Origin of the sequence: Bacteroides sp. 1001136B_160425_E2 (genome assembly GCF_015559655.1) — a bacterium.
Taxonomy (GTDB): domain Bacteria; phylum Bacteroidota; class Bacteroidia; order Bacteroidales; family Bacteroidaceae; genus Bacteroides; species Bacteroides luhongzhouii.
In genome coordinates this window covers 142,027-168,377 of sequence record NZ_JADMQH010000002.1, presented here as the reverse complement: position 1 = coordinate 168,377, position 26,351 = coordinate 142,027, and the positions used below count along the sequence as shown (strand labels likewise).

General features: G+C 41.1%; 15 protein-coding genes. 4 read left to right on the top strand and 11 right to left on the bottom strand.

Annotated features, from left to right (window positions below):
* Positions 1-251: 251 nt before the first annotated feature.
* Positions 252-1,070 carry an alpha/beta hydrolase gene (locus I2I04_RS02590; RefSeq protein ID WP_195654222.1) on the bottom strand — a complete coding sequence of 273 codons (819 nt, stop codon included), beginning with the start codon at positions 1,068-1,070 and terminating at the stop codon, positions 252-254.
* Between the two features lie 26 nt (positions 1,071-1,096).
* Positions 1,097-1,531: a DUF2007 domain-containing protein gene (locus I2I04_RS02585; RefSeq protein WP_195654221.1), complete on the bottom strand. Its 435-nt coding sequence runs from the start codon at positions 1,529-1,531 to the stop codon at positions 1,097-1,099.
* Between the two features lie 181 nt (positions 1,532-1,712).
* Here I2I04_RS02585 and I2I04_RS02580 point away from each other — a divergent pair, with 181 nt between their 5' ends.
* The 4 genes from I2I04_RS02580 (at position 1,713) to I2I04_RS02565 (ending at position 6,965) form a co-directional block, all read left to right on the top strand.
* On the top strand, positions 1,713-4,091 hold the full coding sequence (locus I2I04_RS02580; protein WP_195654220.1) for a TonB-dependent receptor: 2,379 nt from the start codon (positions 1,713-1,715) through the stop codon (positions 4,089-4,091).
* Positions 4,092-4,123: 32 nt separating this feature from the next.
* The gene (locus I2I04_RS02575; protein ID WP_143257263.1) at positions 4,124-4,909 is read left to right on the top strand and encodes a M48 family metallopeptidase; all 786 of its coding nucleotides are present in this window, start codon (positions 4,124-4,126) and stop codon (positions 4,907-4,909) included.
* Between the two features lie 232 nt (positions 4,910-5,141).
* Positions 5,142-6,434 carry a hemolysin family protein gene (locus I2I04_RS02570; protein ID WP_009040928.1) on the top strand — a complete coding sequence of 431 codons (1,293 nt, stop codon included), beginning with the start codon at positions 5,142-5,144 and terminating at the stop codon, positions 6,432-6,434.
* 57 nt (positions 6,435-6,491) lie between these two features.
* Complete coding sequence (locus I2I04_RS02565) at positions 6,492-6,965, top strand: copper resistance protein NlpE N-terminal domain-containing protein (RefSeq protein ID WP_185911454.1); 474 nt, start codon at positions 6,492-6,494, stop codon at positions 6,963-6,965.
* 162 nt (positions 6,966-7,127) lie between these two features.
* Here I2I04_RS02565 and I2I04_RS02560 read toward each other — a convergent pair whose 3' ends face one another.
* The 9 genes from I2I04_RS02560 to I2I04_RS02520 all read right to left on the bottom strand — a co-directional run bounded on the left by I2I04_RS02560 (position 7,128) and on the right by I2I04_RS02520 (position 26,288).
* Positions 7,128-8,348, bottom strand: coding sequence for a glycoside hydrolase family 88 protein (locus tag I2I04_RS02560; RefSeq protein WP_195654219.1), 1,221 nt, complete (start codon positions 8,346-8,348; stop codon positions 7,128-7,130).
* 66 nt (positions 8,349-8,414) lie between these two features.
* Entirely contained in the window at positions 8,415-10,064 is a 1,650-nt protein-coding gene (locus I2I04_RS02555) for a glycoside hydrolase 43 family protein (protein WP_195654218.1), read from the bottom strand.
* 252 nt (positions 10,065-10,316) lie between these two features.
* Positions 10,317-11,705, bottom strand: coding sequence for an alginate lyase family protein (locus tag I2I04_RS02550; protein ID WP_195654217.1), 1,389 nt, complete (start codon positions 11,703-11,705; stop codon positions 10,317-10,319).
* 12 nt (positions 11,706-11,717) lie between these two features.
* Positions 11,718-13,262: an Ig-like domain-containing protein gene (locus I2I04_RS02545; RefSeq protein WP_195654216.1), complete on the bottom strand. Its 1,545-nt coding sequence runs from the start codon at positions 13,260-13,262 to the stop codon at positions 11,718-11,720.
* A gap of 30 nt (positions 13,263-13,292) precedes the next feature.
* Positions 13,293-15,008, bottom strand: a complete 1,716-nt coding sequence (locus I2I04_RS02540) for a RagB/SusD family nutrient uptake outer membrane protein (protein ID WP_195654215.1) — start codon at positions 15,006-15,008, stop codon at positions 13,293-13,295.
* A 13-nt stretch (positions 15,009-15,021) separates the two neighbouring features.
* Positions 15,022-18,264 carry a SusC/RagA family TonB-linked outer membrane protein gene (locus I2I04_RS02535; RefSeq protein ID WP_195654214.1) on the bottom strand — a complete coding sequence of 1,081 codons (3,243 nt, stop codon included), beginning with the start codon at positions 18,262-18,264 and terminating at the stop codon, positions 15,022-15,024.
* A 133-nt stretch (positions 18,265-18,397) separates the two neighbouring features.
* A complete protein-coding gene (locus tag I2I04_RS02530; protein WP_195654213.1) occupies positions 18,398-18,913 on the bottom strand; it encodes a sigma-70 family RNA polymerase sigma factor in 516 nt (171 codons plus the stop codon).
* Positions 18,914-19,546: 633 nt separating this feature from the next.
* Positions 19,547-22,348, bottom strand: coding sequence for a two-component regulator propeller domain-containing protein (locus I2I04_RS02525; protein ID WP_195654212.1), 2,802 nt, complete (start codon positions 22,346-22,348; stop codon positions 19,547-19,549).
* 145 nt (positions 22,349-22,493) lie between these two features.
* Positions 22,494-26,288 (bottom strand): glycosyl hydrolase, encoded by a 3,795-nt coding sequence (locus tag I2I04_RS02520; protein WP_229126906.1) that lies wholly within the window; start codon positions 26,286-26,288, stop codon positions 22,494-22,496.
* Positions 26,289-26,351 lie beyond the last annotated feature (63 nt).

The window sequence follows — 26,351 nt, the reverse complement described above, 5'->3', positions numbered from 1 at the left end:
TTACTTCTCCTAACGCAGCGTTTAATGAGTCGTAACGCACCGTCTAATTTTTATAAAGCTACGGTATAAAACACGTTAATCTCCGGTTTCATCCCCTTTATAAGCCCGGCTAAAGCTCACGCCTCTCCAAGGTACAACAAAAAAGGAGAAAGCTTCCGCTCCCTCCTTCTATCGTAGTTTAACCTCAATCTATTTTATGATTCTGTACCAAAGATACAACATTGAAAAGCCAAAGTCAAGTATTCCCGGTTTTATTTCTTGAAAAACTTATTAAAGAACAGAATCTGATAATCAATGGAGTTATTCCAATACTGCCCTGTATGTCCTCCCGGACGGGTAATAAAATCATGATCGATCTTTCTTTCCAACAGGCGGTTATGCAAATCCTTGTTCACATTCAGGAAGAAATCTCCTTCTCCACAATCGACAATGATAGCCAAATCGCCATTCTCTATCTTATCAATCTGGTTGATAACGGTGTGATTATCCCATACCTCCTTATTCGATTCATATTCTCCCAACTGTTTAGCCATGTCCCAGTTTTTCGGGAACGGGCGAATATCCATCCCTCCGCTTGTACTTCCACTGGCACCAAACGTATCTTTATGACGGATTGCATTCCACATCGCTCCGTGTCCACCCATACTCAATCCGGTGATGGCGCGTCCCTTGCGGTCGGCAATCGTCTTGTAATGTTCGTCGATATACTTCACCAGTTCCGACGAAATAAAAGTTTCATAGCGGAAAGACGGGTTGACCGGACTGTCCCAGTACCAGCTATTCTTTCCATCCGGACAAACGAATATGATTCCTTTTTCGTCCGCAATTTGAGGAAGATTAGGTTTAATGCCAATCCAGGTTTTAGCATTTCCACCGTAACCGTGCAGTAAATAAATGGTGGGACAAGCCACAGCTTTCTTTCCCAACGCAGCATCCGGCGTTACCACCACTACTTGCACTTCCTTATTCATGGAAGAGCTTTTAATTAATAAAGTATCTACTTTGGCAGCAAAGGATGGAGCTACCCAAATTAAAAGAAAGGCAATTAATAGAAGTTTTTTCTTTTTCATTGTGTGTTATAAATAGTTAGATATAGTTATTCCTCTGACTCAGCAGCAGGATTAAATTTAGCAACCGGCATTTCAAAGGTTTTATGACACTGTTTACAAGTATAGTTCCAGTGGTTATCTCCCGGAGGAATGACCATCAATGCAGAAATGATAGCAGCACCCACCGCACGCCAGCGCTTTCCTTTTCTCAACACCAACTGGATGTCCGATGAACCGCAGTACGGACAAAGCGTCAACTCTTCCGGCCAACTATCGTTATCCTTCAACACTTGGACAGCATTCTCGTAGTCTTCATCTGCCACCAATATATCCACCCCTGCTATACTACTCACGCAACTTTTATACAAAGTAGAGAAATTCTCATTGTGCAGAATAGACTCGATGCCTTCATTCTCCAATGCTCCCTGAAGGATATGTGCCTTCATCGCATCATTACAAGTTATCAATTTTACAGTCTTCATCAGGAATCTGTTTTAATATGCCCCACAAAAATAAGATATAAAAATGAAATGTGAAACAAAATACGGCTAACTTTATCAATAGGTAAAACGAACCAAATTAGGAGTGATTCTATTTTTATTCACGGAAGGTATCATTATTTAATACTTTTTTTGTACTTTCGCAGCGACAATTTGCAATCACATGAAAAAACTGTTGACACTGCTACTATTTTCCAACATCCTGCTTTCCCTGTTACAGGCACAATCTGTACATCAAATTAAGGGGATAGTGATTGAAAAAAACAGCCGTCAGCCATTAGAATTCATTAACGTTATGATTCTTGGGCTGAACAAAGGTGGCGTCACCAATGCGGAAGGGCATTTCACTATCGAACAAGTGCCTCCCGGCATCTACCGTTTGCAAGCAACAGCCATCGGCTACAAAAGTGTCACTACTCCCGAATATATCTTATCTACCAAAGATCTGAACATTTCGATAGAAATGGAAGAAAACCTGACCGAACTCGCAGGAGTAACCGTCACCGCTTCTCCTTTCCGGCGCAACCAGGAAAGCCCGGTCAGCCTGCGCATCATCGGATTGCAGGAAATAGAAAAGAGTCCGGGAGCCAACCGGGATATTTCGCGGATTGTACAGTCTTACCCGGGAGTTGCCTTCTCTCCTATCGGCTACCGCAATGACCTGATTGTACGCGGTGGCTCTCCTTCTGAAAACCGTTTCTATTTGGACGGAGTGGAAATTCCCAATATCAATCACTTCAGCACGCAAGGAGCATCCGGCGGTCCGGTGGGAATCCTTAATGCCGACCTGATACGTGAAGTGAATTTCTACACCGGTGCTTTTCCCACTGATAGAGGGAACGCGCTTAGCTCCGTGCTTGATTTCAAATTGCGTGACGGAGATATGGAGCATAACTCACTAAAAGCTACCCTCGGAGCATCCGAAGTCTCTCTGGCCTCCAACGGACATATTGGAAAGAAAACCTCCTATCTGGTATCTGTACGTCAATCTTATCTGCAATTCCTGTTTGATATGCTCGACCTGCCTTTCCTGCCGACTTTCACCGACGCGCAATTCAAGTTGAAAACCCGGTTCAACGAACAGAACGAACTGACGATATTGGGACTTGGGGGAATCGATAATATGCGGCTGAATACGAAAGCAGATAGCGAAGACAATGAATATATCCTTAGTTACCTGCCGAAAATCAAGCAGGAAACGTTTACCTTAGGTGCCGTATATCGCCATTATGCAGGTCCGCATGTGCAATCGGTAATAGTCAGCCACAGTTATCTGAACAACCGCAATACCAAATATCGTCAGAATGATGAAAGCATTCCGGAGAATCTGATGCTCCGCCTCCGTTCTGCCGAACAGGAAACGAAGTTCCGTTTCGAAAACAAATCTTCTTTCCGCAACTGGAAAGTCAATCTCGGAGTAAACCTGGATTATAGTCAATATACCAACACCACCTTTCAAAAGGCATATACCAATCAGGCACAAACGTTTGATTACCATACCTATCTGGGAATGATGCGTTGGGGACTTTTCGGTACTATCAGCTACTCTTCGATGGACGAACGTTTCACAGCTTCCCTGGGATTGAGAGCTGATGCCAACAATTATTCGTCTGCCATGAAGTCACTCTCCGACCAACTTTCTCCCCGCATATCACTTTCCTACCAACTTGCCGAACACTGGTTCGTAAGCGGAAATGCAGGACTTTATTATCAGTTGCCTCCTTACACAGCACTCGGCTTTAAAGATAATAACGGAATGTATGTCAATAAACACAATCTCCGCTATATGAAAGTCAGCCAGGAAAGTCTGGGCATCAGTTGGCGCAAAGGAGATACGTTCGAAGTCTCCATCGAAGGATTCTATAAAGACTATGATAAAATTCCGCTTTCCGTTGTAGACGGTATTCCTCTTACCTGCAAAGGAAATGACTATGGAGTGATTGGCAATGAATTGCTGACTTCTACCGCTCAAGGACGTTCGTATGGCGCGGAAATTCTGGTAAAGTGGCTGATCGCCAAGAAACTGAATCTGGCTTCCTCCTTTACCATCTTTAAAAGTGAATACCGCAACGACAAAGAGAGCGAATACATTGCATCCGCATGGGATAACCGGTATATTTTCAATTTACGAGGAACTTACAATCTGCCCCGCCAATGGAGTGTCGGCATGAAAGTCAGTTGCATCGGTGGTGCTCCTTATACACCTTATGATGAAGAAAAGTCATCCTTGGTATCCGCCTGGGATGCACAAGGCAAAGCATATTACGACTATTCGAAATACAATAAGGAACGACTTCCGGCCTTTGCGCAGGTAGACCTCCGCATCGACAAGACATTTTATCTGAAGCATTGTATGCTGGGATTCTATCTTGATTTGCAAAATATCACGGCAAGCAAACTGAAACAGCAGGATGTACTGATGAGCACCAGCATCATAGAGAATCCGGAAGCTCCTGCCGACAATCAGCATTATAAGATGAAAAGTATCAAGCAATCGAGCGGGACACTACTCCCTACATTAGGAATCACATTTGAGTATTAATTTATGCATTAAATATTAAACTAGAAAAGAGTATGAAAAGAGAAATTGTAATGATTGCCTTCGTCTTGTTAGGCATGGGAATGACAGCTTCTGCACAATTCGGCAAGAAGATTAATTTAGGAAAAGCTTTACAAGCAGGTAAAGATGTAGTATCAGCCGTTACGTTATCTGATGCGGACATTGCTAATATGAGTAAGGAATATATGGCATGGATGGACACTCATAATCCATTGACAAAACCTGATACCGAATATGGCAAACGTCTGGAGAAACTGACCGGACACATAAAAGAAGTGGACGGACTGAAACTAAACTTTGGTGTATATGAAGTGGTAGACGTAAACGCCTTTGCCTGCGGTGACGGTAGTGTACGTATCTGCGCTGGTCTGATGGATGTTATGACGGACGAAGAAGTTATGGCAGTGGTAGGTCATGAAATCGGTCATGTGGTTCACACTGATTCCAAAGACGCTATGAAAAATGCCTACCTACGATCAGCTGTGAAAAACGCGGCAGGTGCAGCCAACGACAAAGTTGCCAAACTGACAGACTCCGAACTAGGAGCTATGGCGGAAGCTCTTGCCGGTGCACAATTCTCACAAAAGCAAGAAAATGAAGCCGATGATTACGGTGTTGAATTCTGCGTAAAAAACGGTATCGACCCGTATGCAATGGCAAATGCCTTGAGTAAATTAGCAGAACTTGCAAAAGATGCTCCTAAAGCATCCTATGCACAAAGAATGTTCTCTTCACATCCGGACACTCAAAAGCGTATTGAACGTACAAAAGCCAAAGCAGACAGCTACGCCAAGAAGTAAGGAACAATACTTTCGTATAATTACTACCAGGAGGGTATCCGAAAAGGGTACCCTCCTGAATATTTATCAATACAACCTATATTCAAATGCCTTAATTTATCCGCATATTCTCCTCCTTTTTTGTAAAATACCGACATAGCGAAGCAAACAATTTTACCTAATTATCATTAATATATACAGAGAGTATTCTTTTTTTATATAATTTCGAAGCAATAACCATTTTAATCCATTTATGGAATTTCTTATCATACTTTTCTTACTTATACTGAATGGCATTTTTGCCATGTACGAAATTGCGTTGGTATCATCCAGCAAAGCACGTCTTGAAACACTTGTCGCAAAAGGTAACAAATCAGCCCGTGGAGTTTTAAAACAATTGGAAGAACCGGAAAAGTTCTTATCTACCATTCAGATTGGTATCACGCTGATCGGTATCGTATCCGGTGCGTATGGTGGTGTGGCTATTGCCGACGATCTCGTTCCTTTCTTTTCTCTCATTCCGGGCGCAGAAGCTTATGCACGCAACCTGGCAATGATTACTACCGTAGCAATTATCACCTATCTTTCTCTGATAATCGGAGAGCTGGTTCCTAAATCCATTGCTCTTAGTAATCCGGAGCGATACGCCACTTTGTTCAGCCCGGTCATGATTCTGCTGACGAAGGTTTCTTATCCTTTTGTATGGTTGCTAAGTGTCTCTACCCGGTTACTGAACAAACTTATCGGTCTGAAAAGCGAAGAACGCCCCATGACGCAGGAGGAAATCAAAATGATTCTGCACCAAAGTTCGGAGCAGGGTGTGATTGACAAAGAGGAAACGGAGATGATACGTGACGTATTCCGTTTCTCTGATAAACGCGCCAACGAACTGATGACACATCGCAGAGATCTTATTATCCTTCATCCCGATGATACACAGGAAAAAGTGATGAAGATTATCGAAGAAGAACATTACAGTAAATATCTATTGGTAGACGAACGGAAAGATGAGATTATCGGTGTGGTTTCCGTAAAGGATATTATCCTGATGGTAGGTAACAAAAAGGTGTTTAACCTGCGCGAAATTGCCCGTCCTCCCCTCTTTATTCCGGAAAGTTTGTATGCAAATAAAGTTTTAGAGCTATTTAAGAAGAACAAAAACAAGTTCGGAGTTGTTGTTAACGAGTATGGCAGCACAGAAGGCATTATCACACTGCACGACCTGACCGAAAGTATCTTTGGAGACATCCTTGAAGAGGATGAAATGGAAGAAGAAGAAATCGTCACAAGGCAGGATGGTTCAATGCTGGTGGAAGCTTCAATGAATATCGACGACTTCATGGAGGAAATGGGTATCTTATCCTACGAAGATCTGGAATCGGAAGACTTCACCACTCTGGGTGGACTGGCCATGTTCCTGATTGGTCGCATCCCGAAAGCAGGAGACATCTTCACCTACAAGAATCTGCAATTCGAAGTGGTGGATATGGACCGCGGACGAGTAGACAAACTGCTTGTCATCAAACGGGATGAGGAACAAGAATAGGATAGCAAAAAACGAGCAATAGCTCACTATATTTATATTAACTTAAAGCACTTAACGATGAAAAAAGTAATTATGTTAGCAGCAGTCGTAGCTGCTTTGGCATCATGCCAATCAAAAGCAAACAAAGCCGCAGAGGCACAAGCAGACAGTCTAGCTCTTGCTATGACTCCGATTACCGAATTGACTGAAGTTTATGAAGGTACTCTTCCTGCTGCCGATGGTCCGGGTATTGACTATGTACTGACCCTGAACGCTGCAACTGACGGTGTGGATACTGCGTATACACTGGATATGACTTACCTCGACGCTGAAGGTCAAGGACAGAACAAGACTTTCACTTCAAAAGGAAAACAAGAGACTGTACACAAGGTAGTGAACAAAAAACCTGTTACAGCTGTAAAATTAACTCCGAAAGATGGTGAGGCTCCGATGTATTTCGTGATTGTTAATGACACCACTCTTCGTTTGGTGAACGATAGCTTGCAAGAAGCTGTCAGCGATCTGAATTATGACATCATCAAGGTAAAATAATAATAAGCCTAACCCTAACCAGTAAAAAAAGCTCTGTATAGAACCCTTCGTTCTTACAGAGCTTTTCCTTTTTCACTCTATCATCTATACTAATCTAATTATTCACTTTATTAGTTCTACCGATACTTTGATATTACCATATTCATAAGCCCGGTAATACTATTATCCCAATACCCCGTGTCCTTCTTGCAGACGTTTCAGCCTCAACAAGGCTTCGATATAATAATAATCTGCATAAATAATAGAAGCATCTATTTCCGAATGAGCCGGCCAGTGTCCTACACTATGCAACAGGAATGACGGTTTGCTTTTACCACTCTGATAACTGTCAGAGTTCAGGCTTGCCAGCATTTCAATAGCTGCATCTTTATAACGTTTTCCTGTTCCATTCGGGAGGTAAGTGGATAATTCAAGCAAAGCAGAGGCCACAACTGCAGCAGCAGAAGCGTCACGGGGAGCATCCGGTATTCCCGGTGCACTGAAATCCCAATAAGGAACCTTGTCTTCCGGCAGACGTTCGAGATAGACATCTGTCACTTTCTGCGCGAAATCAAGATACTTCGGATCTTTCGTTTCACGATAAACAACAGTATATCCATAGATTGCCCATGCCTGACCACGCGCCCACATGGTGCTGTCAGCGTAACCTTGGTGGGTTACTCCTTTTATCAGATTACCTGTAATAGTGTCGTATACCGCTACATGGTAAGATGTATAGTCGGGACGGAACTGGCATTTCATCGTTTTATCGGCATGAGAAACGGCAATATCATATAAATAAGGATTTCCACCATTCTTCGCTGCCCAAAAAAACATTTCAAGATTAATCATGTTATCCATGATGGTATTGTGCGGCCAGTTGCGGGGTTCCACTTCACGAGGCCATGAAAGGATAGTTCCTACGATGGGATTGAACAGAGTAGCCAACGTATCGGCTGTATCAAGAATCACTTGTTTGTAAGCCGGATTCTTGGTCAGGCGATAACCGTTTCCGTAGCTACAGAACACGAGAAAGCCCAAATCATGGTCGAAAGCCGGAGTCTTGGAAAGGAATTCCAGAGAGTTCGTGAACTTCTCCGCTTCTTCCTGAATCTGTTTATCTTTCGTATATTCGTAATCATACCATAATACTCCGGGCCAGAAACCGGCACACCATTCTTCTTTTGTCGCTTTCCGACAATTCCAATGATGTTCGTCAGTCATGATATTACGTGGCATCATTGTATAGTCGATGCCGGAGTCTGTTTTCAGTTCCGCAAGCGTACGTTGTGTCTGCTCTGCACAATAGTCCAATGCCTTATTCACATCCAATGTACCGGACGGCTGATGAGCACACGTACAGAAACCTAACATCACAGCCCAACCTACTACAATCTTTTTCATCTTAATCTGATATCTTCGAGTTAATTCTTAATCTTTATTTCTCTTTGTCAATTATTGATTGGTCAATTACTTATTCATCCGAAACCAATCTACATCTGCCCATCCCCGATTGCCTTCATTCGGAGTCACACAGAATAATCCGACTTTGGCTCCAATCCATTTGCCTTGACGGGCTGTGAAAGGCTCTCCCACTGGCGTATATTTCTTCCCGTCCAGACTATAAGCAAATGTACAAACGGCTCCTTTCCGAACCCTTACCTGTAAATAAACTGTTTGCCATTCATTATCTGCTACTCCCGGCATCTTTAGATATTTTACCGGAATGTTTGCCAATTCTTTTATCTGCTCGGGATTTTGCTGTTCCGCATCCTTACAAACTGCCTGTTGCAGAATAAACTGATCCCCCGCCTTGCGAATAGAAAGATAACTATAATCCCATCCCATCACAATAATTCCGGTTTGTTCTCCATCCTGCTTGGCAGTAAATGTCAGCTTGGTCGTAGCTGTAAACTCTTCAGCCGGAAACTTTTGCATCATCAGGTTAGGAACTTCCCAGAAGTTCACAAACTCTTTCGAAAGGCTGCCTGCATAAAGACGGATAAATCCCAAATTGGTAGTAAACCCGTAAGTGTCTTTTTTATTGGCATGCCATTGCCATTGTAATCCCAAATGCCGGGTATTGAATTCATCACTCTCCGGCGGAGTAGCGATCGGATAGGTCTTTCCTACATCCGGTTTCTTATAGGCCGTTACAGGTTCGCCGCAACCGTCTTTATCCTTATCTACTCCGATTACAGGCCAGTCATTTATCCACATCATCGGATTCAAATGAATCACACGTCCGTAAGCGCCTTTATCTTGAAAATGGACGAACCAGGATTCTCCTGTGTTGGTGTCTACCCAACCGCCCTGATGAGGTCCGTTTATCGTTGTCTTTCCTTGTGCCATCACGATTTTCGATTCGTAAGGGCCATAGATGTTCTTTGAGCGAAGTACCAATTGCCAACCGGTTGCTACCCCTCCTGCCGGAGCAAAAATATAATAGTATCCGTTGCGTTTATAGAGCTTCGGTCCTTCTACGGTATGATTCTTTCCATCATTTCCGTCGAACACCATCACCGGATCGGAAATAACTTCTGTTCCTTCCGCATTCAGTTCGCAAATGACGAGGATACTGTTCACCCCACTACGGCTTCCGGCATAAGCATGTATCAGATATACTTTCCCGTCTTCGTCCCACAAAGGAGTTGCATCAATCATTCCTTTTCCTGCTTTCACCAATACAGGTTTGCTCCATTTTCCTTTCGGGTCTTTGGTTTTAATCATATAGATTCCATAATCCGGATCACCCCAGTAAATATAAAATTCTCCGTTATGAAAACGAATGGCCGGTGCCCATACGCCTTTACCATGCTGTGCCTTATCGAAGAAGGCTTCCGGCTCCTGAACCGGTAACGCATAGTTTACTAACGACCAATTAACCAAATCATTGGAATGAAGAATAGGAATTCCGGGAATACAATTAAAGCTGGATGCTGTCATATAGAAATCATCTCCGGCCGCACAGATATCCGGGTCTGAATAGTCAGCATGAAGAACCGGGTTCTGATAAGTTCCATTCCCCTTATCAGCCACCCAGGTCTTAGAAATTTCTTGTGCGCCTGCCAATGAACTGCAAGCCATCATTCCTGCTAAAAACAGAATCTTTTTACGCATATACCTTACTAATCAATTTCATTCAAAACTAGATTCGTTATTCCTAAAAACAGGTTCTTTCTACCTTATATAAAAACCAATCACTTTTAAAACTGAATCCTATCTCTGATTTCAAAACAATCTATTTATTGACCTATTTACTTATATATACGAAAGGGATTAGGTAAATACCTAATCCCTTTCCAACTTTTTTTTCTATTTACGCAAGATTATTGTAAAAATATCATGCTACATAACCAAAAGCATTCTTATTTATTCTTTAGCAAACATCAGGGTTCCAAAACCTAATTGATCATAACCACCGCTATTAGGTCCATAGTCACCTGCTCCACCATCTGAATTTCCGCGACTAGCATTTTGGCGCATTAGTTCCACCCATTCTTTTGCATAACGTGCCGGACGATTGTTATCTAATGCATAGCGGTAAAAAAGTTCCCACGCAGGACGCACCGAACCACGAGTTTCGTTGCCGTTCTTATGTTCTTCATAGGACATACTTGGCCAAACACCACCTTCACAATTTTCATAAGTAGTGTAAGGCAAACTAGATACGTCATATTTAAAATTACTTAGATTCCAGCTAGCAGATGCACTGCCTGTTTCTGTCGTACCATAATTATATTTAGCTATATATTCACACATAGACAACGCACGATAATTATCATAAGCAAAAAGGTCTTCACCAATATTCTTCGCCATTTGACAGAATACTCCCATCAGACTGACACACAAAGTTGCATGTCCCTGGTCGCGGCCTGACTCCTGACACTGTCCTAACAATTCTTCACTATCCGGATCTTGATGAACAAAAGGTACGCCATTTACAATGTTACCTGAACCAATACCGTATTTAAAGTATTGTATAGCTTCATTGATAAGAAAGTTATCATCATTCAAAATCCCAATTGACAATATAGCTGTCATGTTAGCCAAGTCCCAATTTAACCAATAGTGTAAAGCACATGCACGTCCCTCATGAGTACTTAGAAAGTTAGTAGCAAACGGATAAAATACATCTTTCATCCAAGCTTTGTATTTTGTAAAATCAGCTTCATTCCATCCCTTATAAGTACGCAACACTTCAGCCGCATTTGCTAATTGATGAATTTGAATAGCTATCAGATTCTCATTCGGGTCGATGAACTTACCATCTGATCCCACAATATATCCTGTACATTTCTTGGCCCAGGCATTTAATATATCCACTCCGGCTTTTGCATAAGAATCATCACCCGAAATTTTCCAACGAAGTGCCAATTGATAAGCAGACGCAGCATCTCTCATCAGATGCGTATAATTATTCCAATCATTCGGATACTTATCAGACCAATTTTTCTGATCCAAACGGGCCAGTTTCTCCACTGGAGATGCGGTCCATGTATTTTGCGAGTGCTGGCTTTGACATAAATGATCATAAGCATTTTTCCATGGTTGTAGTCCGGCATCCACTTTCTCCTTCACAAACTGAAAATCTGCTTCAGTATGCAACATACAAGGATGTTGTAAAGTGGAAGTATAATCTACCACATCAGGCCAACTATCAATGTCGTTGTAACCGTCTTCTATTTCACTACACGCTAAGAATGAGGGAGAAAACAAGGCTATCAGCCCTGCTCCTAAATATGTATCAAATTTTTTCATATCTATAAATTATTAATTATACTCCTTGATGAATTCAGCCAATTCTTCTTCACTCTTGAATGTTCCCATCCAATACATATCATACCATTTAGTAGTTCCGTCATCTTTTACATCAGGAACCCATATGGAGAATAAAGTCATTTCGGCAATTCCTGAAGGATCAGTAATAATAGGAGCTCCTTTAATTGCATCATTTACAGATAAATCAATAACATAAATGTTAGGTTCTCCAAATTTTTCATTTGCCTTATCTTCTATTTTACCACTTTCAACATTAAATATAGAATAAGGGTTACTAGTGTTCCGATAATTTCCAGCGGATCCACCTGCCCCAAGATCATATTTGATAACACCACTTCCGCTGACGTTAGTTCCTTCCTTATAAGGTCTCAAAGACTTGTAAGCAAAATACTTGTATGTTTGAGGAGTTAAATATAACTTAGGATTTGCGCTGTTCACCACCTGGAAATCCTGTCGCCAATTACCGTTCCCTTGATTTCCCAATTGAATTCTTGTTTTTGTACCGTCACTTGAATAAGATCCTTTATGTCCGGCGTTCAACTGGCAGGGCACGATATCATTCTCAAACGAATAGAAGAAATGTCCGGCCGTAACATTGATATCCAACGTTACATTGACTCCATTAGGAGTAGAAGCTGTCAGCTTTATTGCATTTCCGCTACCGGTAATCCTGTTGATACTCAAAGTTCCATTCTCTTTTACCGTAGCCACATTCTCATTATCACTGGACCATGAAATCAATCCGAATGTAGCATTCTCCGGTTCTAACTTACAGAATGAAGCCAAATCAATTTCTTGACCATAAGCCAAATCTTGCAGTTTTTCTGTATTTACAAACGTAATACCCTCAATAGCAATAGCAGGCTTAACAACAAAAGTAAATTCTCCCGATGCATTACCACCATCCAATGATGTTACGGAGATTTTAGCCGTACCGGCAGATATTGTTTTTACATAGCCTTGCTCATTCACTGTAGCAATATCCGGCTTATCAGAGCTCCATTTGTATTTAGAATACGTATGATTCTCCGGAAGTACAGCCATTAGTAACTGTCTCTGATCACCTGCAAAAAGCTCAATAGAATTGCCTTCATTGCCTGCAACCGACAATTCTATATTTTCCACCTCAATGACCCGTTCTATAACTTTCACTAAACGAGTCGGAGTCGCCTGTGATCCCCCGAAGCCAACACCGGGTGTTACACTAATCACGGTACTTCCACATTTATCTTTAGTAATTAATTTCCCGTCCTGAGATACTGTTGCTATCGTCTCATCGGAAGAAGTCCATAATACAGTATTATCTGTAACATTTTCCGGTTCTATCGAACAAGACAATTGCAATTCTGTATTGCGTAAAAGACAAATCGTATTCTTATCGACATCATATTCAGTTGGAGCTATTGTTATGGATGAAATAGTAGTTACTTCATCCATTTTTCCTCCAAAATCTTTGTCATCACTGCAGGAAGTCGTAACCATGGTAGTTACAAGCATCAAAGCCACTCCCCAATATGTTATTCTATTTTTTTTCATAAAATACTATTTTAATAAATTTCAGGTTACTTATTGCCAGCCGGAATTCTGACCCAAATTCGGATTCAATTGTATTTGATCTGCAGGTAGTGGATAAAGGTCATTCTTGCTGCTCCAACTACGTCCACTTTCCATAACCAAACATCCGTCTTCATTTCTAGCCATAGAAGAAGCATTCGACCATACCGTTTCAAATTCCGTACCCTTCCATTGTATTCCCAGAATATCTTTCGGCATCTCCACAATAGCTTCATTCCAACGCTTTAAATCATCAATACGAAATCCTTCATTATAGAGTTCCACTGTACGCTCTCTACGAATTTCTTCTCGCATATCCAACCCATGATCTTTCACAAAATCATTAGTCAATTTCGGCATATCCGCATTTACACGAGTTCGAACTAAATTTAAAGATATATTCAAATCTGAGTCTGAGATTTTATCATCACGCTCATACAACGCTTCTGCATAGTTCAACAAGACTTCTGCATAACGAATAATGGGAAAGTCATATCCTTCTTGTTCATCTTTCACTTTTCGTTCTGTACACCATTTCTGATTCTGATATCCTGAACCTGTACGGACATCACATGTCATTGCATGTGTAGCATCTTCCCCTTCCATACCTTTCCAGTCAATACGACACTCTGCATCCTTATTTGCCCAGTATTTTGTTCCATTAGCCAGCAAACAATTTTTCATACGGTTATCCCGATTCTCAAATTCGGAAGTCATACTTGCATACTTACTAAATTTATTAGACTTCCCTATCGGTAAACCATCACTACAAAGATATAGATTCACAAACTTACGATTAATATACTGTACGTTCTTCAAACAATTGTGAGTAATATTCTTTCCTATCGGTGCAATCGTTTCATCATGACGACGAGAGAAAATGTACTCTTTGTTATCACTCTTTGTCAGATTCGCCGGGTTAGATTGAACATTTTCCAATGTAAACAAATACTTATAAGCCATTTCACCTAAAGCAGCCGGCTTAAACAGTTCATATTGCTTACTATCAATCACTTTCTTTGCAGCATCTGCCGCAATAGTCAACAGAGACTTACCCCGTGTTTCATTATTACGGAATTTCTGCCATGTACCTTCATAAAGAGCTACTCTTGAAAGAAAAGCATATGCTCCCCATTTGGAGATCTTACCGGCATCTTCCGTACCAATCGTTTCCGGAAGATCCGGTGCCGCCTCCTGCAAATCCTTGATAATATAATCTATAACTTCTCCACGATCGTTACGGGTAGTTCTCAATTCCGGAGAATTAATGTCCAATGGTTCAGCGGTCCAAATCACATTTCCATATAATTGTACCAAATCAAAATAACAATATGCACGGAAAAACTTAGCTTCTGCCACATAACGGCTGATAGATTCAGCCCCCGAATAGGAAGCGGCATTCTTCAACAGAAGATTACAACGGCGAATATGTGCATAATTACTTGTATAATTACCATCCGAAGTAGGGATTGAATTATTACCATGACTATATTCATTGATCGTGTTAGAAGTCATCAAATCCGAACGTGTATCGGAATGAGGAGCGTCATAGACCGCAGTAGAAAAATCACGTGTCCAACCGTAAAAGTTGTTAGCGAAGTATTCGAAATCGCTAGCCGATTCCCATAAATTACCATCAGCCAACTGGTCTTGCGGATCAAGATCCAAGCAAGAGTTTAAAGTCATACCGAATGACAGTAATAAAAGAGCTTTTTTATATGTTTTCATAATTATCATTCAATTAAAATGTTACATTCAATCCAAAAGTTACTGTACGTACAAATGGGAAACGTCCGGCATCCGACACTTTACGACTTGCTTCGGGATCCCATCCGTCATTAATTTTGGAATGTTCCCAAAGGTCTGCGCCCGATATATATAAACGACAAGCACTTATAGATTTCAATTTATTCAAGAAAGAAGCAGGCACGGTATATCCCAATGTCACATTCTTCAAGCGTATATAAGAACCATCCTCAACTGACCATGAAGAAGCCTGATAGTTATAAGTATTGATAGTATTATTATTGGTATATGAGGGATAGAATGCATCCGGATGTTCCGGACTCCATGTATTGCCTACAGATTGATTGGAGGTGTTCATATAAACCGCCTTCATCGGAATACGCCAAGTTTCATTACCATCATTACTATTACCACCACCTGTACGGAAGATCGTACGTTTAGCTACTCCTTGAAATACCAAAGACAAATCAAAACCTTTCCATTCCGCACCCAAATTAAATGAATAAGAAATTTTCGGGTCATCAGTTCCTAAATACACATAGTCATTATAATCCAATTTGCCATCATTATTTATATCTGCGTACATATTGTCTCCCAAACGTATGTCGTTGGTCAGACCAATAGAATTACTTGATAAGAAACGATACAAATATTTCTGACGCTGTTCTTCAGTCTGAATCTTACCAGCATAGCGCAAACCGAAAATACTGTTTAACGGATACCCTTGCTGCTTGTCCTTAAATCCTGACGAAAGAACTGTCACTCCTCCGATATCAGTCAGTTTATTATTGGCATAAGAGAATGTACCACCTACATGGTAACGTACATTTCCTATCTTATCAGACCAGTTTAGATTTCCTTCCCAACCATAAGCTTTAAATTTACCACTATTAGACATACCGGCATTATCTCCCAATATTCCCGGATACGAAACGTTGATCAACATATTATCATTGCGTTTCATAAATGCTTCTACAGTACCGCTCAAACGAGAACTCAATAAAGAAAAATCGACACCTATATTGTAGTTTTTAATCCGTTCCCACTCACGCCCAATTGAAGCAATTTTACCATTCGTATCAATAATAGTAGCTTTACCAGCCCCCAAATAGGCTCCACTTTGAGACTCAAATTTATAGAACTGCGCCCCATCATAGCGATCTACTCCACTCTGATTACCAACTTCACCATAAGACAGACGGAGTTTTAAATCATTCAGCCATTTAATATTCTGCATAAATGATTCTTGAGTAATACGCCACCCAGCAGACAATCCGTAAAAGAAATCCCAACGATTTTCCGGTTGGAACTTGGAAGAACCATCATAACGCATATTCACTTCAAACAAATATTTCTCGTTATAATTATAATTCAGACGAGAATAATAAGACATTACAGCCTCATGCCATTTTGTTCCATGCTTATCTTTCAAAGAAATCTCTCCGGCACCGTTAACCGTTTCTAAAGAATTCTGAATATCTTTTACTGAAACCCCAAAATAATCGTATTCTTTGAGTTCGTACTGTGTACCAATCATAGCACTCACATTATGTTTCTTTGCAAATGTGTTATGGTAGTTCACATAGCCAGTCATTGAATAGAAATCAGTGCGGGAATCTGTTTTCTCATAAGAAGAATTAGCCTGGTTAGAAACAGACGGTCCTCCATTAATTTCTGTTCCGGCGTAATTGTAGGAAGTGATAGCCATCTTCTTGATGTCACGTGTAGCTGTGCCTGAGTTATAACCGAAATTAGCCACAACGTCCAAATACTTATTTATATTATAAGTAAACTTCTCGCTAATGTTTATTTCTGATACTTTCAGATTATTGTCACCACCTTTCTCTGCATACCAAATAGGCGACATCCAAGTACCCCATGAATAAGGTTTACCATCAATAGTAGCAGCCGGCAGACCTGGTTGCGGATAACCAGATGTCAATGTATTACCAATCATAGAGGGAGAAACCTGATCTTGCCGATTGTATGCAATAACAGACTCAATCGTAAAATTATCAAAGACTTTCAGCTTATTAGTCAAACGAAGATTAAAACGTTTGTTATTGTTATTTCCCCATTTCAGGTTACTATCATCATACATAAATCCTGCCGATAAACGATATAGATTCTTCTCCGTACCACCGGATATAGCCAAATCATGTTGTGTAGAAGCTGCATTACCAAACAGAATATCCGTCCAGTTCGTATCCATAAACACAAAGTCTTTTACATCTGTGAAAGCCGATGTAAACGGATTGGCACTGTGACTCAAATCTATGTATTTTCCCTCATTGGCCAAAGCTAGTTTTGCATATTGAATCCAAGTGTCTGTGTCTGTATATCCGTCGTTATAACGAGCCTGCAATACAGCATTAGACCACTCTCCCAAGCTCATTAACTCTGGCTGAAGACCTACCATCTTATAGGTATACGAACCGCTATACTCTACTTTCGCTTTTCCTTCTTTTGCTTGCTTAGTGGTCACTAATACTACACCACCGGCAGCACGTGAACCATAAATCGCAGCCGAAGCATCTTTCAAGAAATTGATAGACTGAATATCCGAAGGGTTGATATTACGTAATGCATTTACACCATCATAAGCAACTCCATCAATGATAATCAGTGGATCAGTAGCATTAGCCGAAACAGCACCGCGCAATTTCAATCCCCAGCTTTCATCACCCGGAGCCGAAGAGTTACGCGTAATCATGACACCCGGGACCTGTCCCTGCATCGCTTGCAACGGACTAGACATAGTTCCTTTTTCTTTCAGCATTTTATCACTCACAACTGTCACAGCACCTGTCAATGTCTCTTTCTTCTGAGAACCATAACCAACCACCACTACTTCGTCAAGCACTTCCGTACTTTCTTTCATGGTTACGTTCAACACTGTTTGATTTGTCGTATGAAGCACTTGATCCTGATAGCCGATATAACTGAATTTCAACTGAGCACCCGCAGGAACATCAATCGAGTATTTGCCATCAATATCCGTTATAGTTCCTCCTGTCTGACCGACTACACTTACATTTACACCAATCAAAGGCTCGCCTGTAGCATCAATCACAGTACCTTTTATTTTCTTCTGAGCTTGAGCTATCACCTGACTGTCATCAACAGCCGCATTTGTCCATGCCCCTGAGAAGGGAAACAGACCGAACATCAGACCTAATGTAAGAATAGTTTTCTTATCAGGTCTAAAATAACACATTAATCCTTTTCCAGATTTCATAAAATTAAATTTGAGGTTCTAAAAATAAAATCATTTTTTCATTCTCTAAAGCTAAATCTGACATAAATATGTCTTTTTTGTCTTTCATTCCTTTTTCCATAAGTACAAAGGGTTTATTTATTAAACAATAAAATTAAATACAGTTCTTAAAAAACTCACGCATCTCACGGCGTCCCAGAAAAAGATGATTCTCCACCGTACGGCGGCTAAGATTCATTTCTTCTGCAATTTCCGTAGATGTTTTAGCCTCAAAACGGTTCATTGCATATACCAAGCGTCTCTGTTCGGGCATCATTGCCAACTTGCGTTGTTCGGTTGCCATCAAATCATTGGCTATGATGCCTTCTTCTGTTTCATTAGTGGAGGTGACAGCACAATCATACATATAGCTATCCACCTCCTGCTTCTTATAATAGCGGCGGATATAATCAGTTACTATATTACGTGCGATAGTGAAGAGGAAATACTTCACTGTATCGGGACGAAGCATTTGCTTATAATCCAGCAAGCGTATAAATACATCTTGGGTTAAATCTTCCGCTTCGTAACGGTGAGTGATACGATAGGTTATATAGGTAAGTATTACCTGATAATATTCTTCGTAAGAACGAGTGATAATGTTGTCGGAAGTGTTAGCTGTTGTCTCCATAATACTATCTTTTTCGGTTTTGATCACGATGCAAATATAGAGGTGATTTTGGATATAACAGCCAGAAAATAAAGCAGATCAATCTCAATGAATCTAGATATACTCATTCAAAGATATAATACTAATTATCAACACATTACATTAAAACAAAACGAAGTCTCACTTTATAAAATGAGACTCTTCACCTCTTCAATCTTATCATTTGATTGTTTCATTGTCACATCAAAGCTATTATGAAGTAGGAACATTAATAGATAAGTTCCGTTTCATTAAAGATAAACTTGCTCTGTACTTATGGCAAAGTTACATTTTGCTAAGGATAAACTATAAATGAAAGTTACATTTATATAATTGCAAGCTTTGTTTTTATAAACGCAAGCTTCATTTATAAAAACAAAACTTGCATTTATAGATTGATCTATATGAAAAGTAACTTTGCAATAGGAGCAAAAGAAGTTTGCATAGGGAAGAGAACAACTTATCTATTAATAGATAACAAGCAAGAGAGAAGTAAAAGAGAGATTCACCGGGTGAAGGGAGGGCCTTCACCCTCTAATCCCGATTAATAGGGCGGTGTGAAGGGTGAAAGGAATATGAGCATAAAATAGATTTCAGTGATAATAAGTCGAAAAGTTACTCTTCTTTGGCAGTTCCACCGATGCTACGGATATATTCGTTCGGAGTGACTCCCGTACTCTTTTTGAACGAACGAAAGAAAGAAGCACGTGAGCTGAATCCGCACAGTTCTGCCAATGCCACCAATGTATAACGCGAATACTTGCTGTCGACTACCAGTTTCTTAAACTCGGATATTCGATACTCATTGATAAAGTCGTAGTAAGACTGATTCAGATACTGGTTCAATAAATAAGATAAAGAATGGGAAGATGTTCCTAATGACGCTGCCAAATCTCCCATTTTCAGATCCGGATTAATATAGGGACGTTTCTTTTCTACATAAGCAACCAACTTCTCATAAAGTTCCTTGCATTCAGCATCACTCAATCGATTGGTCTTATACTTCTCTTCGATAGATTGTTCCTGTTTGCTTTCAACCGTCAATCCTTCTTCTTCCACAACTTGTTGCTTACCTGACTGAAAAGCTGGAATACTCAAGCCACGAATACGTTTCCAAAGATAATATCTAATAAGCAGTACCCCTAAAATAAGCAATATAACCATCACTCCCCATGCCCACCAAGGAATCAGAGAACGAATTTCCAAAGTCAAAATAGATTCCGACTGATTATTACCCGGAAGACGAACACGAAAAGTATATTCTCCCGAAGAAAGCCCATAATAAGAGACTTCACTTTGCGCTGCAAGCAATTTCCATTCTGTATCCGCTCCATCCAGTCGATATTCATACATCATAGCAGATGGAAGCCCATACGAAAAATCGGTAAAACAGAAAGTCAAATTATTCTGATCGTGCTTCAGAGAATAGTCATGAACGGATATTCCATTTGCCATTACATCAGTAAACACAATCGGATGTACTGTCTGATGACGCACTTCATCCACCTTTTTCGGATCGGCATAAATCAGTCCACGGGTATTTCCAAACCAAAGTATTCCTTTTTCATCCTTAGAAGCGGCGCCATTGGTAAAGGTCGGTCCCGGAAGACCGTCATTAAACGTGAAAGCATCATACTCCTTCCCTTCATCTTTAAAGCGAATCAGACCATCATTGCATCCCAGCCAAAGCCACCCAAAGTCATCTTCGACGACAGACATCAATGAATTTTCCGGCACTGCAGGGATAACCGGCAATTGTTGGAAACGATCCATCGTCAAAGTCGAAGTAAACAGATTGCCTTTTTCACGCAGAAAATGAAGATTATTTTTAGAATCTTCATAGATACAGCGCACCTTATCTTTATTCACAAACCCATTCGGAAATACATTAGAACGCAGACTTTGCGAAGCAGGGTCGTAAATGCACATTCCATTTTCCGTAGCAATCCATCCTTTTCCGGTAGAGTCGAAGCGCACTTCGTATACATTCCCTTCGGGAAGTTGAGAATTGGCACTGGTGTAAATCTTTGTTTCGCCGGAGATTTTGTTGTAACAGAAAATGCCTTGTGAAGTGCCAATCCACAAATTCCCCATTGAATCGGGAACGAGGCTGAAAACATGTCCGTTAAGCAGCAATTTGGTATCTCCTTGGGTGATATGTCCCAGCGACAAAGTCTTCGGATTCAATACCATCATTCCTCCACCATACGTGCCGATATAATATTCTCCCTGATAGAAACACATCGAAAGAATAAGATCAGAAGGCAGTTCCGGTTTCATAAAGCTTTTCACGACACCGGTCGCTTCGTTGATATAAAACAAACCGTCGCGGGAGCCTATGAGTTTTTCTATCCCCCGATTCAGGAATGAACGGACGGAAATATTAGCCGAATTAAACAATGGTGGATAGGTATAAATATGAAATAATCCATTCTGATAAAGTGAATAATCCACCCCCGCCTGAAAATGTCCAATCCAAACCGCCCCTTTATCATCCACCAGCAAAGAATAGATTGAATTGCTACGAATTCCGTCTTTATCACGTACATCATGACAAAAACTTTGCACAACATGCTGATCTTTATGAGAAAGGAAATGCACGCCATTGCCATCCGTTGCGACATAAATCAGTTCTTTACCGTCACTGGAAATATCAGAAATCACATTACATCCCAAGTCCGTTGTATGCGAAAAAGTGCTTCGCTTCATATCAAAACGAATCACTCCCTGACTCATTGTGCCCAAATAGAGCGTATCACCGATGCGGGTTATACACCGAAAATAATCGGCTTCGGATACATTCTCACGAAAATGCCAGGAAGAAATATGCCCGTCAGAAAGTGAGTAAGCAAATAGTCCTTGCACCGTAGCCAGCCAAAGTTGTTTTTTCTCCTCGTCCAGGCACATATCCAAGATTCGGTTACAGGCGGCCAGCATATTTTTATCGACAAGTACTTGTGTCAATTTTCCGCCTATTTGAACAAAAAGTCCGCGATCCGTTCCCATATAGAGTGCTTCGTCATTGCAGAGCAACGCATTAACAGAACAATCTATTTTCTCGGGGACGATTCGCTCCAGTTCGTTTTTCGTACGGTTCAATCTCCACAGACCTATCCCGTTACCCACCCACAGCTGTTTATCAGATGTTTCCACAATAGCGGAAACTCGTTTTTTACGTACTTCCTCTACACCTCGGAACTCAAAATGCTTCACTTTCACACCATCAAAACGGTCGAGGCAGTTGTCCGTACCCAGCCATACAAAGCCCTCGGAATCTTTATAAATTGTATTCACCAATAGCCCCGACAGACCATCAGCCATTACTACATTGCGAAATGTATAGGGTTGCGCTGACAAAAGCATGTGCCAACACAGAAATATAAAAAATGAAATGCTATATTTTAAAGTGCTCTTCACGAAACAACTGATTTTATTAACATGTACGATGCAAATATACATATTCTCTTTTAAAGAATGAAAGAAATGTATTATTTACATTGGCAAAAGCGCATCTTCCTTCCGGATGATACGCTTGCACCGAATTACTGTTTTGAGCCAGCTTTTATTTATCTTTATAAAGAATCCGTACGGGACCCAATAATCCGGATTCCAACAACGGGGCTTCCTTCGTATAATATTTCCATGGAGCAAAGAGAACACGCTGACGGTCGTCGTCTTTCTCCTGATTGGTATACCATGCAGGAAACTGACAAATACGCCCATATTCATCATACGGATATTTTTCCGGCAGATATTCATCACCTATCAAACGATTGGGGTAGAGATTGGTAACGTCCACTTTCAGTTCATTCACCCCCGCTTTTATCAAAGAGGTGATATTCATCTGATATGGTGCTTTCCATATCAGCACAGGCGCACTCCCGTTGATACTTACTTGTGCTAAATTCTCTACACGTCCCAAGTCTAACAAAATCTGCCTGGAAACTCCCTTTTTCGTCAGATTCTTTATTTCTTTCTTTGTGAGAACGAACGTTCTTGAATAAGTAGAAGTACCGGAGAAATGTTTTACGTTAAAATCTGAATGTTTGTGAAGAGATTGCAGTACCGGCAACGTTATTTCGGTAGGAGCTTTGCTCCAAGCCGGAAATTGAACAGTCCAACTTTCATTCAAGGTCTGCAAAATACAGTTCTCTTCAGAAAGTAAAGGAACCGGTAAGCCGGAGGCCACTTCCGCTTTTATCTTTTCTTCTGACCAAGCTTCAGGTACATAAATAGTCTTTGTCTGATCTCCTTCAAAACTACCGATATACTGTTCTTCCGCCATCGGGACATCATAGGCCGGAGAACAAATATACGGAGACTTCTGACCGGTTGCTACTCGATGTCCATTCAGATAAAGTATCGGTACCCCTTTGTGGTAGACTAATGCTACGTGCGTCCATCCTTCTACCGGAGTTTTTGATTCAAGCACCACACTGTTAGCGGAAGCACGTTCATAGACCCGGACGGTATTCTGCCCCATGGCAAGCCCTACCGTAGCATGTCCTTTACCATAACGTTCCTCGCCTTTATCGGGGAATATAAGGAAACCACGCCCCGCAGCTGCAAATGTTTCCGGTTTGGCCCACATTGAAATAGTGAACGTATCATATATAGGCGAATCTAAAGTAGAAACAGAAGTTACTTCTTTAAAATCAGTCGTTTCCTTTTCTATGTTCTCCGAACGGCGGAATACAAGAAAAGCGGAACCACTTTCGGCCAGTGATAAATTCACTTTCGTTACTCCGTTTTTTTCTTTGTAAGGAACCGGAATATCTGTTTCACCCGTCTCTGCATTCCAAAGTGAGGGTTTCATACCACTGATACGGAAAGTGGCTGTCAACTGTTCCGGACGACGGCGATGATTACTGATAAAATAAATTTCATCACCTGCCACTGAACGATGTATAAAATGAATTTGTGCATCCTTATTGATTGCGGTAAAAGAGAAATCAGGACGTATATTTTCCATATCCAATACTTCTTGCAGGTTCTTTGTATGATAGATACGAGCATTGCCGGTGGGCTGACGCTCCCATAATTCGCCCGCCAAGACTTTTACTTCTTTGTCTTTCGCAGCATCCATTCCCATATATCCTGCCGGCTTTTCACCCGCAAGCACAATAGTAGCTCCCTGTTGCATCAATCGTTTCACTTGTTGAAGCAATTCAGGTGAACATTGCTCCATAGGTGTCAGGACCAATATCCGGTAACTCATTCCGTGCGGTAACAAGAGTCTTCCGTCTTTTACTTCCAAACGAGAAAGAATATTCCTGCTGCCAATATCCCATCGATAGCCGTATGGAGTGGCGGGAGTTTCAAAATCATAATCCGCTATTCCGGATGAGATACCTTCATCCTTAATATATAATATATCTGCCGCATACAATCCTTGTTGTAACATGTATGCACAACGGGAATTATAAGTGTTCCATCCTATGGCTTGTTCCGCCCAAACGGAGTTACGGTTAAGATGAGTTCCGAAAGGTCCCATTGTCATGAATGTTCCCGGCGTACCACCCACATAAGGTTGATGTGCAAACACATGATAAACAAAACGGTTCACTCCGGTAGTCATCATATAATCTCCTTCGGCTTTCATTGCATACGGGTGTTCCGTCAGTTTACTGTTGAAAGGAGTTCCTGTGAAACACTCTGCTCCCACAACCGGACGGTTCCAAAGATGTGCCGTACTGGCCGCCATCTTTGAAGTGGTAACGCCTCCATAAATATAATGTATCCAAAATTCACTCATCGGATAATCCAGATATTCGGCATATTCAAGGCTTTCGAAATTCCCGTCACCGTATGGTTCTGCAGCGAACTTTAAGCCATGACGGGCGGCTCTCTCTTTGAAGTGAGCCAGAAAGTTTTCATTAAACATATCAGTATGTGTGCGACGCATATCATACAGGAAACGTTCGGTTGCCTCTACACTTTTCACGATGCGTCCGGTCATGGCCAATAACCAGGGAGTCACATCGTATCCCCGACGTTCGCAGAAGAAATCCGGAAGAGAAGAAGTCCAGTTCTGCTTTCCGGCTTCCCAACTATCCATCATCAACGTCGTCAACGTCTTGCCACACCATGGTTTCAATTTATCCAATAAAGGGTCAAGAAAAAGATCGAAATGCTGGTCCAATGCTTTTTTACTGAATTTATCACAATCCAGACCAACACCACTATCGGGAGCGGCAGCTACTACTTCTCCGGTAGTAGTGGAACCGATACGAAGAATTGTCCAACGCCCGCTACCCTTCGGAGCTTTCCATTTTAATAATCCATTAGCATCCATACAGGAGGTTATATCAACCACTTTATCCGGATCAATTATTTGATTAAGATTCACTTGTTGAGAAGAGAATCCCAATGATACAGGATCTTTCACATAATTAGTTTTAGCCGGCCAGTTCTCCAACCGATCGGAAGCGTGAAGATTCACTTCACTCAAATTCGTACTGCGGTTCGATGTTAATCGGAAATAACGCCCTTTTGCAGGAGTAAAACGAGCGATACCCGGCGTATCCATTTCACGCAAAGCAGGACTGTTTAAAGTAGCAATCTTAGTATATTGTATTCCGTCTTGAGATACTTCGAGAGTCAATACGGGAGCATAATCACGGGGGCCGTCATGTGGATCGAGAGGTTTCTCCCGGTCACCACGACGAACTGTAATAGCTTGCGCTTCGAAGGGTTGGTTCAATTCAAAAGTCAACTGTCCTTTCTGTTTATCCAAATGAATTTGAGATTCCAGATCATTATCGAAGAACAGTTCTTTTTCGACTTCTTTTCCATTCAGAAGTACTTTTGCTACTAAAGAATGAAACAAACAAGTTTCTGTCTCCAAAGCCGGATATGCCAATACAAAGGCATCTTTATAATAGTCTCTTTTTGCATAAGGACGGGGAAGCCGGACATTCACATTTCCCTTTTTATCCGAAGTTGCCAATACTTCCGTCCATTCCAGTTGTTGCATGGAGTTTTCCAATGTGATCCACGGACCACCTGTACCGCTATATCCCGGTGAATTCTGTAAATAGAGTTCCAATCCCAGCCGTTCTGCTTCTTTAACGGCATGAATGGTCATTTCTTCCCATTGCGGAGAAGCATAATCAACACTTCCACGCACGATACCAACACCGGTATTAAACATCATAGCGGCTCCATAAGAAGAACGCTTCATATATTCCAAATCAGCAGTTAATCCTGCTTTGGATATATTCCCATTCATCCACATCCAGTACGTACTGGGACGTGCCTGCATAGGTGGATTCACAAACTCTTCACGGGTAATCTGTGCCTGCATCAAACTACAAAGATATAATGCAGACAGTAACATTGTCCATTTCTTCATCATCGTCATTTATACATATATACATAGAAATACGAAAGAGGTAAACAGGTTACTCAATGCAAGATA